Consider the following 17,782-nt stretch of genomic DNA (forward strand, 5'->3'; position numbering starts at 1 on the left):
CACCTTAAACAGATTATGCCTATGAGATAAGAAATAAAAAAGAAAGCGGAGAAATGCGGCAACATTCCTCCGCCTGAAAATACTAACAGTCAAAACAGTTGACCCTTACAATCAAATTATTTATAACTATTAGATTTTAAATATATGAAAAACAACTCATATTTAGCTAGAAAATCAATATTTCTAACTGAAAATAGGCTTTTAATAAGAACTATGAAGATCGCATGCATATTTTTTATACTATCCATCGGTTCAATTTTCGCAACAAATACACATTCGCAAGAAGCAAAACTCTCTATTGCTGCGAATAAAATGAAAGTTTCCGATTTAATAAAAATAATAGAAAAAGAAACCGGTTATCTATTTGTGTACAACGAAAGTGAAGTAGATACGAACAGGACGGTTGCTGTAAGCTATAACCAAGAAGAGTTGAAAGAAATACTTCATAAAGTCTTTGATCCTGTCGATATAGACTTTGCCGTAGAAGGAAAAGGTATAATGTTGAAGAAAAAAGCACCTTCAGCTTCTCCATTAAATATTAACGCACCGAAAGTACAGAATGATAAAATTACTGTCACAGGAAATGTTAAAGATCACGCAGGGATACCCGTCATAGGAGTTTCAATTACTTTAGAGGGAGCCAAAGCTACAGGAACAATAACAGATATCGACGGAAATTACTCTTTACAAGTTCCGAGAAATGGAGTCTTAATATTCTCTTATATAGGCTATCAAAAACAAACCGTTTCTATAAAGGGACAAACCGTAATAAATGTAACTCTAGAAGAAGATTTTCAGTATTTGGAAGAAGTTGTAGTAGTGGGGTATGGTGTTCAGAAAAAAGCCAATTTGACAGGTGCTGTGGATCAGGTTACAAGCGAAGTATTTGAGAATAGGCCTGTATCTAATGCTACACAAATGTTGCAAGGGGCTATTCCGAATTTAACCATCAGACTGACAGATGGAAAGCCGGGTGCAACTGCCGATTTTCAAGTCAGGGGTAAATCTTCAATCGGACAACAAGGAAGTGCGTTAGTGCTTATAGATGGAGTTGAGGGAGATCCAGCCATGTTAAATCCTAATGATATAGAGAGTGTCTCAGTGTTGAAGGATGCTGCATCTGCTGCTATTTATGGCGCTAGAGGGTCTTTCGGTGTCATACTCATTACCACAAAATCGCCTCAGGAAGGACGCTTCTCAATCAATTATTCGGGTAACTTCTCAGTACGAAAACCAGTCGATGTGCCAGATGTTGTATCGGATGGATATGTTTTTGCCGAGAGATTTTATGAAGCCTATTCTGCTTGGAATAATTATTCTGCCGTACCAAAGAATATTAATAAATCGCAGACCTTTTCTCTAGCATGGCTGGAAGAGTTTAAGCGTCGCAAAGAACAAGGTATAACAGACGAAGTTGAGATTTTACCAACAGGAGAATATGTTTATTATGGAAATACAGACTATTACGGCGAACTGTATAAGAAAAATGTTTTTGCTCAAGATCATAATGTAAGTATAAACGGAAATTCAGGCAAGCTGAATTATTTTCTATCCGGTAGATTTAATAAGTATGATGGTCTTTTCAGATATAATACGGATGAATATCAAACTATTGATTTGCGTGCCAAAGGATCGATTCAGGTATTTAACTGGTTGCGAATAGACAATAATATGAGCTACTCTAATATGGGTTATTATAACCCTCAGAATGTAGGTGAGGGAGGTGCAATCTGGAGAAATATTGCAGATGAAGGACATCCTAGCTCGCCTCTATTTAATCCTGACGGAACAATGACTATGTCGGCAGCATATACAATCGGCGATTTTATTTATGGGAAAAATGGTCGAGATATAGATCGGCGATTATTGAAAAATACCTCTTCTTTCAGAATGTCATTTTTGGATAAGAAGCTACAGGTAAATGGAGATATAACTTTCTCAAATAATGACTATAAGAGATCAAGTAAAAGAGTGCCGGTTCCTTATAGCAAGAATGAAGGCGCAGTAATTTATCTGAGTGAAAAATACAATGACTTGGAAGAATTGAAGCGGGAAACTCAATATCTGGCTACAAATATATATGCGCAATATGACCATACGTTTAATAAGGCTCATAACTTTAAGCTTATGGCCGGGTGGAATTACGAAGAGCAAACATACGATAGCCAAACTGTTCAAAGAAATGGGTTGTTTACCCCCGATTCGGAGAATATCAATCTGGCATTAGGCGATGCAATTACAACTTCGGCTTCATATAATAAATGGCGTGTTGCCGGAGGTTTCTTTAGATTGAATTATGACTACAAAAGCCGTTATTTATTAGAAATTAACGGGCGATATGATGGTTCTTCCAAATTTCCGGCCGGACAGCAATGGGAATTCTTCCCATCTATTTCGGGAGGATGGAGAGTGTCGGAAGAGAAATTCTGGGGTGTAAATCCAATGATATTATCCGACCTGAAATTTAGGGCATCATATGGTTCGTTAGGAAACGGAAATATTAGTCCGTACAGTTTTATGGAGCTACTCTCCATTTCTACTTCGGGTAGAGTTCTTGATGGAGCCAAGAATAAGATACTTGATACTCCCGCTGTTTTACCTAGTGGCCTAACATGGGAAACAGCCACGACTACAGATGTTGGTATCGACTTGGGTGCTGTCAACGGAAAATTACGCTTTACAGGAGATTATTATATCCGTAAAACGAAGGATATGTATACAGTTGGTAAAACCTTGCCTGAGATTTTTGGAGCCAGTTCTCCTAAAGGGAATTATGCGGATATGACTACCAGAGGGTGGGAGATTGCTCTAGGTTGGAACGATAAGCTAAATTTGGCAGGTAAACCATTGAATTACTCCGTTCGGGCAACATTATCCGACTATAAGACAAAAATTGACAGATACAACAATGAAACTATGACTCTGGACGATTACTATGAAGGACAGACATACGGAGAGATATGGGGATATGTAACAGAGGGCTTATTTCAGTCACAAGCCGAAATTGATGCACATGCCACTCAAAAATTATTTAAATCATCTACTAATGGAACATGGTATCCCGGAGATGTTAAGATTAAAGATTTAGATAATAGCGGAGCTGTCGATTATGGTAAAAATACAGTGCTAGAGCCGGGTGACAAGAAAATTATAGGAAATACAGAGCCTCGCTATATGTACAGTTTCAACTTGAGTGCCGATTGGAATAATATTTTTGTTTCTACATTCTTCGAAGGTGTTGGCCGCCAGCATTGGTATCCTACAGCAGAGAGCTTATTCTGGGGACAATATAACAGACCTTACAATATGCTCCCAACTTGGCATTTGGATAACTATTGGACAGAGTCGAATCCTGGAGCATACTTGCCTCGTTATTCAGGTTATAACCAGTCTTTAAGAGGGATTTCACAAACTAGATATCTACAGAATGTAGCTTATTTGCGACTCAAAAATCTTCAGATCGGTTATACTTTACCAAAACAGATTTCCCAGAAGGTAAGTGCACAATCTATAAAGATATATTTTTCCGGCGAAAATTTATATTGTTGGTCTCCATTATATAAACATACTAGAGACATAGATGTAGCAAATATTTACGGTTCGGATAGGGAATTGACTAGTGGTACCAGTGGAGATGGCTATAATTATCCCTTTATGAAAAGTTTTAGTTTAGGTTTGTCTGTAACATTCTAAAAAAAGGAATTATGAAAAAACTATTTTATATATTATTTATATTCTTAATAACTTTCTCTTGTTCATTAGAAGAAGAACCAAAATCTTCTGTGTCAAAAGATGAGGCTTTTGCCACAGAAGCCGGACTCAAAGCATATACATACGGACTTTACGATATCTTTCCAAGTAAAGATGATGCTCATAAAAAGGATGCGATGTCTGATTATGGAGCAGTTAATTCCTTCGATAATTTTCTTCGCGATGGAGCATATAGTGCAGAAACAAGTAGTGGATGGTCTTGGAGCGATTTGAGACAAGTGAATTATTTTATCGAGAATTGTACAAATACCTCTATTTCGGAAAGTGTTAGAAATAATTATTTAGGGATAGCTCGTTTTTTTAGAGCTTATTTCTATTATGAAAAGCTAGTTCGCTTTGGTGATGTTCCATGGGTGGATAGACCTTTATCTATCGACGATGAAGCATTATACGGAAGTCGCGATTCCAGAACTTTGATTGTAGAAAAAATAATTGAAGATCTTGATTTTGCTTATGAGAATATTAAAGCTACAAAAAGTGATGGTTCCACTCTTACCAAATGGGTTGCATCTGCTTTTAAATCGAGAGTTTGTTTGTTCGAAGCCTCTTTCAGGAAATATCATCCTGATTTAAAACTTACCGCAACGGCAAATGACTTGTATCGCGAAGCTGTTAAGTCTGCCGAAGAAGTAATAAATAAATCCGGGCATGCATTGTATACCGGTAACGGAACGAATCTGTCTTATCGGACACTGTTTACAAGTGATGCTGTTGTTACTTCAGAGGTAATGTTGGCCAATGTATGCAGTAAAGAACTTGCTATACTGAATGATGCCAATTGGTATTGGACTTCAGGTACCTATGGGCCTCGTTTTAGCTTTATCCGTACTTTTATAAATACATTCTTGAGATTGGATGGAACTCCTTTCACTGATGTGAATGGATACATGACTATGGAGTTTTATGACGAATGTCAGAACCGGGATATGCGCTTGTCTCAGATTATCCGTACCCCTGGTTATAAGAGAGATGGTAAACCTGCTGCTCCCAATTTTAACGGTTATTCTTATACAGGTTATCAGCCTATTAAGTTTTCGTTAGATCCTACGTCTTACGATGATGGATCTTTGAATACTAATGCTATTCCTCTATTTCGTTATGCTGAAGTCTTACTGAACTATGCTGAGGCAAAAGCCGAATTAGGAGAACTTACAGATTCTGATTGGGAAAAAACAATCGGTGCTCTTCGAAAACGTGCCGGTATAACAGGTGGATTAACCACTAAGCCAACTAAAGTAGATTCTTATTTACAAGCAAAATATTTCCCTGAGCTTTCTGATCCTGTTTTATTGGAAGTGAGAAGAGAAAGGTCTATAGAGCTTGCTTTGGAAGGATTCCGCTTTACGGATTTGTTACGTTGGAAAAAAGGAGAATTGATGACAATGGTGTGGGATGGTATGTATGTTCCCGGGTTGATGCAAGCTATGGACCTTGACGGAGATGGTACTGAAGATGTTATTTTTTATCAGGGTAGTAAAAAGCCTGAAGGCCTTCCTAAGACATGTACCCCTGTTAATGTTGATGCTACTACAAGGCAAACACTATCTAACGGAACATATGGTAATTTAATTTGGTCTAAAAATGATCCTCGTAAATGGTATGAAGATGGACGGCAATATTACTATCCTATTCCGGCATTAGCTATAGTGAAAAATCCTAATTTAAAACAAAACCCCGGTTGGGATAAATAAATCAAATATGAAAAAGATTAAGTATATATTATTAGCTATTTTACTTTGTACTACTACTTTGATCTGTGCACAAAAAAAAGAGAATAGCCCATTGAGAGTCGCATCTTACAATCTTCGGATGGATACACCTTCCGATAGTTTGAACGCATGGCCAAATAGAAAAGAAATGGTGAATGATCTAATTCGATTTCATGGATTGGATGTTATTGGAACCCAAGAAGGCTTTATTCATCAAATAAGGGATATTGTAGAACAAGGTGATTTTGCATATGTAGGAGTTGGACGTGATGATGGCGCTGAAGCTGGAGAGCATTCTGCCATTATATATAAAAAATCTCGTCTTACTGTAATGGACAAAGGGAACTTCTGGTTTTCGGAAACACCTGAGAAACCATCCTATGGATGGGATGCAACCATAAAGAGAATATGTTCCTGGGCTAAATTTAAAGATAATACAACAGGCAAAGAGTTTTATTTCTTTGCATTACACTACGATCATAGGGGCGTATTGGCAAGAAAGAACTCATCATTACTTCTTTTGAAAAAAGTGAGGGAAATAGCAAAAGCATCGCCTGTCATAGTTACAGGAGACTTTAATGCAAAACCTGAAGAGGAGCCGATGAAAATTATCTTTGATGATAACTATTTATTAGATTCGAAAAAGCTTTCATCTACAAAACCTTATGGTACAACAGGAACCTACTCCGGATTTAAAGTAAATGCGGCGATGACTAGCCGGATCGATTTTATATTAGTAAATTCGAATATAAAAGTCAGTAGATATGGCGTACTGAATGATATGCAATATGGAAGATTCCCTTCAGATCATTTTCCTGTTGTGGCTGATTTAACTATACAATAAGTAATAAAAATATACCAGACTTGCCTATATTGCTAAAATATAGGCAAGTTGTTTTTTATAACACCTCTGTTTCTGATCAATAATAGTATCTTTTAAAAATCAACTTTGCATATACATATTCTATAAATAATCTTAATAGATTTTTTTTTGTTCAAGATAGCCTTTCGCAATGCGCCATAAATATCTTTTTTTTAGTAGTTTTGCATGAAATAGATGATAGAGGGTATTTTACAATATTTTTCAAAATCATAACAAACAATAGTTGTTATACTTACGAAAATAACTAATAGGTCTATGACCTTAAAAGAACGAGTGTTATAAAACGGTTTAAGCAAATATTCCTTACTTTTTTAGGTGTAATCGTTGGGCTGATTATCCTACTGTTTGCTCTACTGAACATGCCGCCTGTTCAGGAATACGTTAAGGATGTCGTTGTCAAAGAATTAAAAAAACAAATAGGAACAGAACTGGGGATTGGTCGCCTCTACTTCCTGCCGTTTAATACTTTGGCACTTGATAGTGTATACCTTTACGATCAGTCGAATCAGAAGGTTCTGATGGCCGATAGAATTTCGGCCGGAGTGGATTTGTTTGCTCTGATGCATGGAGATATAGAGATAACCTCAGCATGGTTGTCTGATTTTGAAGTACGCTTATCTAAAGATAGCGTTAATGCCCCTCTGAATATTCAATATATTATTGATGCTTTTAAACCGAAAGATAATAAGCCTAAATCGCAATTAAACATAAAACTGGATGCTATTAATATTACTAACGGACAGTTTTATTTCGATATAAAAGACAAACTAGCTAAACCAGACCAGTTTGATGTTAATCATATACATGTAACAGACTTTGCGGCAAAATTAACTGTAAAATCTATTCAGCAGGATTCGCTGAATATACAGGTGAAGAAAATCAGCCTAAAAGAGAAAAGTGGAATTGAAATTTCCGATCTTGTATTTCGTGTTCTCACAGAAGGAAAGAAAATTTCCGTAAAAGGTTTTGATCTGGATTTACCTTCATCCCATCTCGCTTTCGAAAAATTCGAATTGGATCTGACTCCGACAAGTGATACCGCTAAGATTTTAGACTATGCTGTTATTGATCTCGAAATAGCGCCGTCATTTATCGCCCCTAAAGATATAGCTACGTTTGTACCCTCACTTCGTCATTTCAAAGATGCGGTAAATTTGCAAGGTCGCTTCTCCGGAACGCTCGACAACTTGACAATGGATGATTTTTCGATAAATTATGGAGAAAAAATGCACCTTGTCGCAAATGCAGAGGTAAGGGATGGTCGCAACCCTGATAAAATGTACATTTTGGGTAGTGTCGATGATTTTAGAATTACCAGTGCCGAACTGGAAAGCATTATCCAAAATATATCTAACAATAAGAAGCCGTTACCTAAACAATTAAAAAATCTAGGTACTATTTCTTTTACCGGAGATATATCGGGTTATCTCAAACAACTAAATGCCTTTGGTAGTTTAGAGACAAACCTTGGTATCGTGAAAACGGATGTTCTATTTGGTTTTAATCCTCGCAATGGCGTTAGTTCATATGTGCAAGGTAAAGTATATACGTCAGATTTTGCTTTAGGCAAATTGTTAGACAATAACGAACTAGATAAAGTGTCTTTCAATTTGGCTGTCGACATAGAGAAACCTACATCCGGTAAGATTAAAGGAATGGCAAAAGGGGATATTCATGATTTTGGATTTAAAGGATATACTTATAAGGAAATAACCCTTAATGCCAATTATGATGGGCTTCGAATCGATGGGCAGCTGAATATAGATGACCAGAACGGTATGCTTAATGTGAACGGCTTGTTTGACCTGTCTGATAAAGATCGTCCTGTATTAAATTTTAAAGCAAGAGTGAAAAGTCTCCAGTTAGGCGATTTGCATTTGGCTAAAAATATGGCACATTCTTATTTATCGATGGCTATTGATGCTGATTTTTCCGGAAAAAATATTGATGATGCCGAAGGATATATAAGAGTTGATTCGATTGATTTTATAAGAGAAGACAAAGTATATCAGATGGATAGTCTGGTGTTGAAAGTATCGGGAGTAGCTCAAGATCGTAAATTGAAATTACAATCCAATCAGATAAACGGAGAGATAAACGGAGCATATTCATTTAGTACGCTTATCGGTAGTATACAACAAACGCTGCATCCTTATTTACCTGCACTAATAAACATTGATGACAAGAAACGGCCTGATGATAAAGTCAATATGATGAATTTTGACTTTCAGGTGCATAATACCGAGAGTCTGAGTAATATCCTTAGTCTACCGGTAACTGTGCTTAGTACAGCTAAGATAATAGGATCTTACAACAATATCAACGATAAGTTTAATCTCGAAATTTTTACTCCGTCTATCAAAGCAGCGGGAATGAATATCAAGTCGGGCTATATTGTGGTTAAAAATCCACATGACACTATCGATGCGAATATTAATCTACTGGTTATGGCAAAAAACAATGCTGTAAACGATGTGGCAATAAATTCCCGTATTAAAGATAATCTAATCAACACAAATATATCGCTGGTAAATACAGGAATTCAAAAGGCAAGAGGAAACTTCTCCATTTCCACCCTTTTCACAAAGTATGATGATGAGCCTATACGTGTAGATGTGGGAATCTTACCGAGCCAGCTATTGTTGAACAATAAAGACTGGAAAATGGACGAATCGCATATTGCTATTCAAGACGGACTGGTTGCTGTTGATAAATTTTTCGTATATAACCAAGATGGTAGCCAGGAGATTAAAATCAATGGAAAATACACCACCAAGAACTCCAGCGATATACTCAAAGCCGAATTAAAAAATATAGATCTCGAATACATATTTCAAACATTAGCTATTGATGCTCTCCGATTTGGAGGTTATGCAACAGGTAGCCTTTTCGTGTCTAGTGTAGAGAAAAAGCCTTATGCAAATACACGTTTGGAAGTAAAAGATTTTAAATTTAATGGTACCGAACTGGGTAAATTAAACTTGTTTAGTGAGCTTGACGATGAGACTAATAAAGTTGTTCTTGATGGATTAATTGTCAGTAAAGAGAGCAAACAAACGAAAGTAGACGGCACACTCGATCCTATAGGCCAAAAGTTGTCCATTTATTTCGATGCCGACAGCGTAGACATTTCATTCCTAAACAAATATGCAGAATCTGTATTTCAGGATATATCTGGTCGGGGAACAGGAAAAGTCCACTTATACGGTAATTTTTCTGATGTAACGGTAGAGGGTAAAGCTTTTGTACAGGATGGTGGATTAGGTATCAAGTTTCTAAATACACGCTATACATTTACCGATACGGTATATTTAAAGAAGGATCTTATCTATTTTAACGATATTGTTCTTAAAGACCAGTACAATAATACGGCACATGCCAGTGGTAAGGTTGCTCATGATTTTTTCTCCGATTTTATGTATATGGTAAACCTGTCAGCTAATAAGTTTTTGGTATACAATGCTACTCCGCAACAAAACCCTCTTTTTTACGGAAGGGTCTATGGTAGTGGAAATGGTTCTATCGGTGGAGATGAGAAATCGGTAGATGTACATGTGAGTATGCGTACTGAAGAGAATTCGATTATACGGATGAATTTCATGGACGAAGCAGTCAATGAATATTCATTTATCACATATAAATCGGAAAATATAAAAGATTCGATATATACGGAAAATAAGATTAAACCTAAACCTATTCTCTTAAAAAGTGATTCGGGTATGGATATAAATCTGGACTTTTATATCGATGCTACGCCCGATGCAACTATCGAACTAGTGATGGATCCCGTTGGCGGTGACATTTTGCGGGGTACAGGTAATGGTGCCATTCAGTTTCAATGGAACATGAAAGGATCTCCACGCCTGTATGGAACGTACAATATCCAGCGAGGGAGTTATAACTTTACATTCCAGCGTATAATGGAAAGACGTTTTACCATACAGGACGGTAGCAATGTTCAGTTCCGGGGTGACCCATTCGATGCTACGTTGGATGTTAATGCTATTTATAAAGTTAATGCTAGTTTGAGCGACTTGGATAAAACCTTGTCTGAGTTTGTGGGGCAAACAACTATTCCTGTTAATTGTGTTTTGAATCTTACAGGACCATTAAAACGTCCTAATGTAGGATTAGATATTACTTTCCCTTCGGCCGATCCAGAAGTGGAGCGTCAGGTAAAGAGTATTATAAATACACAAGACGAGATTAACAAGCAAGTTGCATTCCTATTAATATTATCAAAATTCAAGTCTCCGAATTTTGGTAATCCGGGGGCTCAGACATCCGATTTTGCGGCATTAGCTTCTGCAACTCTTTCCAATCAGCTAACTAAGATAGTGAGCAAGATAGATGATCGTTGGCAGTTGGGTACAAACATACGATATAGTGATGCCGAATGGACTAATACTGAGGCTGAATTACTACTGTCGAGTCAGTTATTGAATGATAGACTCCTTATAAATGGAAATTTTGGCTATCGCAACGATATGACCTTGCAAAATGAGGCTATGATAACCGATGTCGATATTGAATATCTTCTTAATAATTCGGGAACGTGGCGTATAAAAGCATATAACCATTTTAATGAGAAATACTATTATGTAAAATATGCGACTCAAACACAGGGTGTTGGTGTTGTATATAAGAAAGACTTTGACGACTTGTATGATTTATTTAAAGGACGCAAGTTAAAATATAGTCCACCTATGGATACAATTCCTTCCACTGCTCCCGATTCCACAAAGAAAGGTAGTAGCTTGAGTCCATTTATAAAAATAAAAGAATGAATCTTAGCAATCAGCTAATAAACTTTATTCACCTGCATGAACAGGATGATATTCATTCACTCGCTTTACAGGCAAAGCAGTTTCCTGATATAGATATTCATATTGCTATTCGACAAATTTCGGGACGTAGAATAGCTAAAGAGAAAATACCGTCTTGGTATGTAAATGATCGAATTATTTATCCGAAACATTTGTCAATGGAACAATGTTCGTCCGAACAAACTGCCCGCTATAAACGCTCGATATGTAAAGGAAGGGCTATGGTAGATTTAACTGGTGGATTTGGAGTTGATTGTTCGTTTATATCATCGGGTTTCGAAGAAGCTACCTATGTAGAGCACCAGGAAGAATTAGCCGAGCTTGTAGCATATAATTATACAATTTTAGAGCAGGAAAAAATAAAGGTTGTTAGTTCTGATGCTATCGACTATCTCACTTCTATGTCTCCTGTCGATCTTATATATATAGATCCTGCCCGAAGAGATGATACAGGTAGAAAAACTGTACTCATCGAGGATTGTACACCTAATATACTTGAAATAGAAACATTGCTGGAAGAAAAGGCTCTGCAAGTAATGATTAAGCTGTCTCCAATGCTAGACATATCATTGGCCGTAAAGTCTTTGAAAAGAGTCTCCGATGTATATATTATAAGTGTAGGTAATGAATGTAAAGAGCTACTTTTTATTAAGAAAAAGAGTCAGGAAAAGACTTCTTACCATTGTGTAAATATACATCATGAAAAGCTAGAGCAATTTACTTTCTATAAAGAAGAGGAGGAAAGTATAGTTCTTGGGTATACATCGCAGGTCGATAAATATTTGTACGAGCCAAATGCTTCGATACTGAAAGCAGGGGCATATAAAAGTATTGCTAAAGAGTTTACCTTAAATAAACTACATCCAAGTAGCCATCTATATACATCTGACATATTATATGATGGTTTTCAGGGACGAAAATTTATTGTTGAAGCTATTTGTTCCCTCAATAAAAAAGACCTAAAGATGTATTTGAAAGATATTAAACAAGCTAATATTACAACTCGTAATTTTCCTTTATCGGTACAAGAGATAAGAAAGAAAACCGGATTGAGAGATGGAGGCGATGCCTACATTTTCGCTACTACGCTAGCTGACGAGAAACGTGTCCTTATTATTTGCAAGAAAGCCTGAAGATTATTTAGGTCTTGATTGTATTGTTTGCACACCGATGAGGCTGTCATAACGTTGTCCGTTAGGACGATAATATACATATACAGAGTACTCATTTTCTGTCTGATAATAATCGCCTTCTACTTTTGTTGTCGAATATTTATCACCCTCTTTGGTAAGGTATAAATAATTATACATTCCTTGCTTTAGCAATAAGGATAAGTGATACGCCTTGTCTTCATTATCGTATTTTAGCTTATACTTATCGTTAAAAGTATTATCTGTAAAAATTCCATTTATATAGATGTCCTCTAATATAGGATGATCCATTGCTAAGGTAAAATTGGTAATGAAATAATCAGCTTCCGTTTCAGGATACTGACTGTCGGCATTTCGTATCACAACTTTTCCATTCTGGTCCTGATCATAGCTGTATGAACGGTCGGCACGAACAAGATCTGTTTCTATATTCATTATATAGTCGGGACGTCTATACTCTATACTTTTTACATTCATACCACTATAACGATAACTTGATGTCTCGAAACGACGATACTCATTACCGGCTTTGAAGATTAGATCCTTGTTGTGTTCATAAATCAGCTTACCGGGATTGATATATGTGGGTTTTATTATCAATCTTTCGTTGTCCAGCCTGTTGTTTTGTTGAACAAAAGCCATTATTTCGGTAAAGGGATCACGTATATTCATATTCTGATGAAGAATCGTGAACGAGAGTTGTTGATGGTTTTTATTCGTATCGATATCCGTATTGGCGGATACTGTTGCTGCTACAGTTACCAGCGGGTCTACAACCGAAAAGCAAGCTATTAGCAAGATTGTATCCGGATCATCTTCATCGTACACTTCTACAACATAATTACCGGATAATTTTAAGCTTACATCCCTATTGGGGATTGTCAAATTGAAATGTGTATATTCTACTGTTGTATTTATAGATGGTGCATAATCGTTAATAGGGTTATCATTAAATCCGTCCAGATAGTCTATTTCTGATACTCCATTGCTGCGTTTCCAATATGCGTCGCAATGATGTATTTTATATCTGAGCCTGTCAAAAGAATTTTCCGATATTCTGTCGAAACTGATTTTTATATAATCGTTTCCGTTCAAAGCCATTACCGGAATTTGATCCCAATTCCCGCTTCTGTTTACCTGTATAGTATATATTTCAGGTGAAAGAGCCTTTGTATGATACGCTTGAGCATATGAGAAACAAGATATGAAAAGAAAAGCTATTATTGATGCAAATTTATTCATGGAGAGATGTCTTTTGCCATGTTAGAATATATCATTAAGGCAAATGTAATAAAAAAAACTGCAAGATGTTTGCCTTGCAGTTTTCGTATCTCAGGAAAAGAAGATTATTTATACATCTTATTCTTCGTCAAAATCTTCTTTCATATTGTGGAATACATTCTGAACGTCATCATCTTCCTCAAATTTATCCAGTAATTTTTGGATTTGTTCCTGTTGCTCTTTAGTAAGCTCTTTCAGGTCGTTAGGAATGCGTTCAAATTCGGCGCTATGAATTTCAAAACCATTATCTTCCAGATATTTTTGTATTTCCGAGTATGATTTAAACTCTCCGTATAGTATTATATCGTCTTCATCATGCTCTACTTCGTCTACGCCATAGTCGATAAGTTCGAGTTCTAGATCTTCGAGAGAAACTCCTTCTTTGGCTGCAATTTTGAATACACATTTATGATCGAACAAAAATTCAAGGCTACCCGATGTTCCAAGCGATCCGTTGTGTTTGTTGAAGTAGCTACGAACATTAGCCACCGTACGGGTAGGATTGTCCGTTGCAGTTTCCACAACTATAGCTATACCATATGGGCCGTATCCTTCGTATACTACCTCTTTAAAGTCGGCTTCATCTTTCGATGTCGCTTTTTTAATAGCACGTTCTACGTTGTCCTTTGGCATGTTTTCCTTCTTCACCTGCTGCAATAGTACACGCAGACGCGGATTTGTATCAGGATCTGGTCCACCTTCTTTGGCCGCAATGGTGATTTGCCTTCCTAATTTTGTAAATACGCGGGCCATATTTCCCCAGCGTTTCATTTTTGTCGCTTTACGGTATTCAAACGCTCTTCCCATAATATATTATAATCAATCGTTTATTTTTGCAATGCAAAAGTAGCAAAAATATTGGAGATAAGTAAAGGAAGTACTGTCTATTACTTATATTCTATACAAAAATTAGGAAGTAATAAAAAGATGAGTAACGGGTCTTTATTTAGATATACTTTTAGCCTTAAATTATCAAACATTTTTTTTTTGAAATTTGTTATAATTATATAAGCTTTGTAAAATAGGTATTCTTTTTGTAAAAATCTTAAAATGTATGAGATATGGAGAAAGTGTATACTAACCTCAGGTATGAAATTTTAACAGTGCGGGGCAATTGCGATATCTGCAAAGAATCTATAGAGAAAGCGGCTTTGGGCGTTAGGGGAGTTGTTTCTGCCGTATGGGAAATCCAAAGCGGTAGATTGAAGGTTGGATTTGATCCTGATTTCACTACTTTAAATGAGATAAGTAAAGCTATTGCCAAAGCCGGGCATAGTACCGAAAAAGATGATGCAGATCCCAATGCTCACGCCGCATTACCTGAGTGTTGTAAATAAAGAGATAATAAAAAAGCGATAAAGATTATATTCTTTATCGCTTCTGTTTTTATATTGCTTGGAATTATCTTAACTGTGCTCCAAGTTCGTTTTCCAACGATTTTTGTATCTTTTGCATAATAGCATCGATCTGTTTATCATTCAGCGTTTTTTCATCATCCTGCAATACAAAGTTCACAGCATACGATTTTTTTCCTTCCGGAAGGTTTTTTCCTTCGTATACATCGAATAGGGAGACTTCTTTTAGCAGCTTACGTTCGGCTTTGTAAGCTATTTTTTCTATTTGATCAAATAATATATTCTTGTCAAGTAAGAGAGCCAGATCTCGTTTTACATATGGAAATTTGGATAGCTCAGTGAATGTAATGGTGTTTTTTCTTATTTCTTTCATCAATACATCCCAATTCAATTCAGCGAAAAATACTTCAACACTTATATCCAGAGTTTTCAGTAGTTTCTTATTTACAATGCCAAGTACGCCCAACGACTTACCTTTACCCTTAGCCTGAATTTCTACAGCGGTGCTATATATTTCATTCGAAAACTGTATATAATCGTATCTGCTGGATGGTATTCCCAAGCGAGTAAGGATGTTCTCTACATAAGCTTTCAATTGATATACCGAAGATTTTTCGTTAGCTGCAACCCAACTATTGTCTATACTACTACCGCTCAACCACAATCCAAGATGGAATTCTTCACTATATTCTTTTAAGGCTTCACCCTCTACTTTTTTGTCAGCATCGAAGAAATAGCAATTTCCAAATTCGTAGAATCTGATATCAGGATTCTGACGGTTACGGTTGTATGCAATGCTTTCTAATCCCCCGTAAATCAATGTTTGTCGCATAACGTTAAGATCGGTACTCAACGGGTTAAGAAGTTTTACACACCTCGAAATAGGAAATGTCTGTGATTCTGAATAATAGGCTTCCTTCGTCTGCGAATTATTCATTATTTCATTAAAACCACTTCCGGTTAATTGTTCCGAAATAAGATTTTGAAGATCATAACTTTTATCTGTTTCTGTTTCGTACGACAGATTGGATTTTACACTATCTCCCAGCTCTATGTTATTATATCCATAAATGCGAAGAATATCTTCAATCACATCCACATCCCGCAAAACATCTACACGATATGTAGGTATTTCCAACTTTAGGCTTTCGTTGCTGTCTTCTATAACTATAATCTCGAGGCTGCTGAGTATAGATTTTACAGTTTCCTTATCAATTTCTTTTCCGATAAGTGAGTTTATTTTCTTATACGAAACCTCTACTATTGGTTTAGCAATAGGATTAGGATATATATCCTGAATATCACCGATTATTTTACCACCTGCTATTTTCTGTATCAGTAAGGCTGCGTATTTCAATACATGGATTGTGTCGTTCGGATCACATCCACGTTCGAAACGGAAAGATGAATCTGTGCTCAATCCATGACGACGGGCAGTTTTTCGTATCCAGCTAGGGTTGAAATAAGCACATTCTAAAAATACATCTGTTGTATTTTCAGTAACTCCCGATTTTAACCCGCCAAATATACCTCCGATACACATACCTTCTTTTTCGTTACATATCATCAGGTCTCGATCGCTAAGTGTACGTTCTACTTCGTCGAGGGTAACAAATTTTGTTCCTTCCGGCAGTGTTTTTACTATCACTTTGCCCCCTGAAATATGAGCCATATCGAAAGCATGAAGTGGATGTCCCAAACCATGCAATACGAAGTTGGTAATATCCACAATGTTATTTATTGGGCGTAGGCCGATAAGCGTAAGTCTTTCTTTCAGCCAATCCGGGCTGTCGGTAACTTTTACACCTTTGATTGTAACACCAGCATAACGCGGACAGGCTTCCGTATTTTCTACTTCTACAGTGATGCCTTTGCTCGTTGGTTCATCTATTTTGAATTTATCGATGGCAGGTATTGTAAGCTTACTCTTTAGTTTGTTTTGTTTTAAGTATGCATCCAAATCACGGGCAACGCCATAATGGGAGGCTCCATCGATGCGATTAGGTGTAATGTCTACTTCGAGTATATAATCGCTTTTTATATTATAATATTCTTTTGCAGGAGTACCAACTTTAGCATCTGAAGGAAGAACAATTATTCCATCGTGGCTTTTGCCTATTCCTATTTCGTCTTCGGCACATATCATACCAAAAGATTCTATTCCTCTGATTTTTGTTCTTTTGATGACAAAAGAGTCATCGCCTGAATATAGCTTTGTGCCAATAACTGCTACTACTACTTTTTGTCCTGCAGCTACGTTTGGTGCGCCGCATACAATTTGCAAGGATTCTGCTTCGCCCACATTTACTGTAGTAACGTGCAGGTGATCAGAGTCGGGATGATCTGTACATGTAAGTACTTCTCCTATAACAAGACCTTGCAGTCCGCCTTTTATAGTTTCCACTTCATCTACACCACCGGTTTCTAGACCTAGCGAAGTAAGGGCTGCCGATATTTCTTCGGGCGATAAATCAAAATCGAGATAATCTTTAAGCCAGTTGTACGAAATATTCATTATATGATAGTTTACTTAAGGTCGAGGACCTATTTATTATTTTTTGCAAGTATAACGATTTTGAATATTACGATGTTGAAATTTGTAACCAAAATTCTCTTATTATCCATTATCCAAAAAAGTTTTCCAAAAATACAAAATATATTTCAGTTAAGAGTAATACAGCTATTTCAAGATTTTAATTTTTCTTTCCTTTTTTATAGAAAAATATCATGTATACGAAGGGCTATTCTATTTTCAGATAATAATCTTTTTTCAACTATTTTAAACTTCATATATAAAACATTTTAT

Annotated in this window: 9 protein-coding genes; 6 read left to right on the forward strand and 3 right to left on the reverse strand. The window is 36.4% G+C overall.

Annotated elements, in window-relative coordinates:
* The first annotated feature begins 213 nt into the window (after nucleotides 1-213).
* From JGH11_RS13815 to JGH11_RS13835, 5 genes are all read left to right on the forward strand, one after another.
* Nucleotides 214-3,693, forward strand: a complete 3,480-nt coding sequence (locus tag JGH11_RS13815) for a TonB-dependent receptor (protein WP_201112762.1) — start codon at nucleotides 214-216, stop codon at nucleotides 3,691-3,693.
* Nucleotides 3,694-3,704: 11 nt separating this feature from the next.
* Nucleotides 3,705-5,462: a RagB/SusD family nutrient uptake outer membrane protein gene (locus JGH11_RS13820; RefSeq protein WP_201112764.1), complete on the forward strand. Its 1,758-nt coding sequence runs from the start codon at nucleotides 3,705-3,707 to the stop codon at nucleotides 5,460-5,462.
* Nucleotides 5,463-5,469: 7 nt separating this feature from the next.
* A complete protein-coding gene (locus tag JGH11_RS13825) occupies nucleotides 5,470-6,324 on the forward strand; it encodes an endonuclease/exonuclease/phosphatase family protein (protein ID WP_201112766.1) in 855 nt (284 codons plus the stop codon).
* Nucleotides 6,325-6,722: 398 nt separating this feature from the next.
* Entirely contained in the window at nucleotides 6,723-11,150 is a 4,428-nt protein-coding gene (locus JGH11_RS13830) for a translocation/assembly module TamB domain-containing protein (protein WP_201112768.1), read from the forward strand.
* Nucleotides 11,147-12,322: an SAM-dependent methyltransferase gene (locus JGH11_RS13835; RefSeq protein ID WP_201112770.1), complete on the forward strand. Its 1,176-nt coding sequence runs from the start codon at nucleotides 11,147-11,149 to the stop codon at nucleotides 12,320-12,322. The genes JGH11_RS13830 and JGH11_RS13835 overlap by 4 nt, the downstream gene beginning before the upstream one ends.
* Nucleotides 12,323-12,325: 3 nt before the next feature.
* On the opposite strand, the gene JGH11_RS13840 is transcribed toward JGH11_RS13835, so the two are convergent.
* Complete coding sequence (locus tag JGH11_RS13840) at nucleotides 12,326-13,582, reverse strand: DUF5103 domain-containing protein (RefSeq protein WP_201112772.1); 1,257 nt, start codon at nucleotides 13,580-13,582, stop codon at nucleotides 12,326-12,328.
* A 117-nt stretch (nucleotides 13,583-13,699) separates the two neighbouring features.
* Nucleotides 13,700-14,428, reverse strand: coding sequence for a YebC/PmpR family DNA-binding transcriptional regulator (locus tag JGH11_RS13845; RefSeq protein ID WP_201112774.1), 729 nt, complete (start codon nucleotides 14,426-14,428; stop codon nucleotides 13,700-13,702).
* Between the two features lie 254 nt (nucleotides 14,429-14,682).
* Here JGH11_RS13845 and JGH11_RS13850 point away from each other — a divergent pair, with 254 nt between their 5' ends.
* Nucleotides 14,683-14,958: a heavy-metal-associated domain-containing protein gene (locus JGH11_RS13850; RefSeq protein WP_201112776.1), complete on the forward strand. Its 276-nt coding sequence runs from the start codon at nucleotides 14,683-14,685 to the stop codon at nucleotides 14,956-14,958.
* 64 nt (nucleotides 14,959-15,022) lie between these two features.
* On the opposite strand, the gene pheT is transcribed toward JGH11_RS13850, so the two are convergent.
* A complete protein-coding gene (gene pheT / locus JGH11_RS13855) occupies nucleotides 15,023-17,491 on the reverse strand; it encodes a phenylalanine--tRNA ligase subunit beta (RefSeq protein ID WP_201112778.1) in 2,469 nt (822 codons plus the stop codon).
* Nucleotides 17,492-17,782: the final 291 nt, after the last annotated feature.

Source organism: Dysgonomonas sp. Marseille-P4677 (assembly GCF_016652235.1).
Taxonomy (GTDB): Bacteria; Bacteroidota; Bacteroidia; order Bacteroidales; family Dysgonomonadaceae; genus Dysgonomonas.

Coding starts and splice junctions, on each gene's coding strand:
- JGH11_RS13815 (WP_201112762.1), top strand. CDS start 214: ATGAAGATCGCATGCATATTTTTTATACTATCCATCGGTTCAATTTTC.
- JGH11_RS13820 (WP_201112764.1), top strand. CDS start 3,705: ATGAAAAAACTATTTTATATATTATTTATATTCTTAATAACTTTCTCT.
- JGH11_RS13825 (WP_201112766.1), top strand. CDS start 5,470: ATGAAAAAGATTAAGTATATATTATTAGCTATTTTACTTTGTACTACT.
- JGH11_RS13830 (WP_201112768.1), top strand. CDS start 6,723: ATGCCGCCTGTTCAGGAATACGTTAAGGATGTCGTTGTCAAAGAATTA.
- JGH11_RS13835 (WP_201112770.1), top strand. CDS start 11,147: ATGAATCTTAGCAATCAGCTAATAAACTTTATTCACCTGCATGAACAG.
- JGH11_RS13840 (WP_201112772.1), bottom strand. CDS start 13,582: ATGAATAAATTTGCATCAATAATAGCTTTTCTTTTCATATCTTGTTTC.
- JGH11_RS13845 (WP_201112774.1), bottom strand. CDS start 14,428: ATGGGAAGAGCGTTTGAATACCGTAAAGCGACAAAAATGAAACGCTGG.
- JGH11_RS13850 (WP_201112776.1), top strand. CDS start 14,683: ATGGAGAAAGTGTATACTAACCTCAGGTATGAAATTTTAACAGTGCGG.
- pheT (WP_201112778.1), bottom strand. CDS start 17,491: ATGAATATTTCGTACAACTGGCTTAAAGATTATCTCGATTTTGATTTA.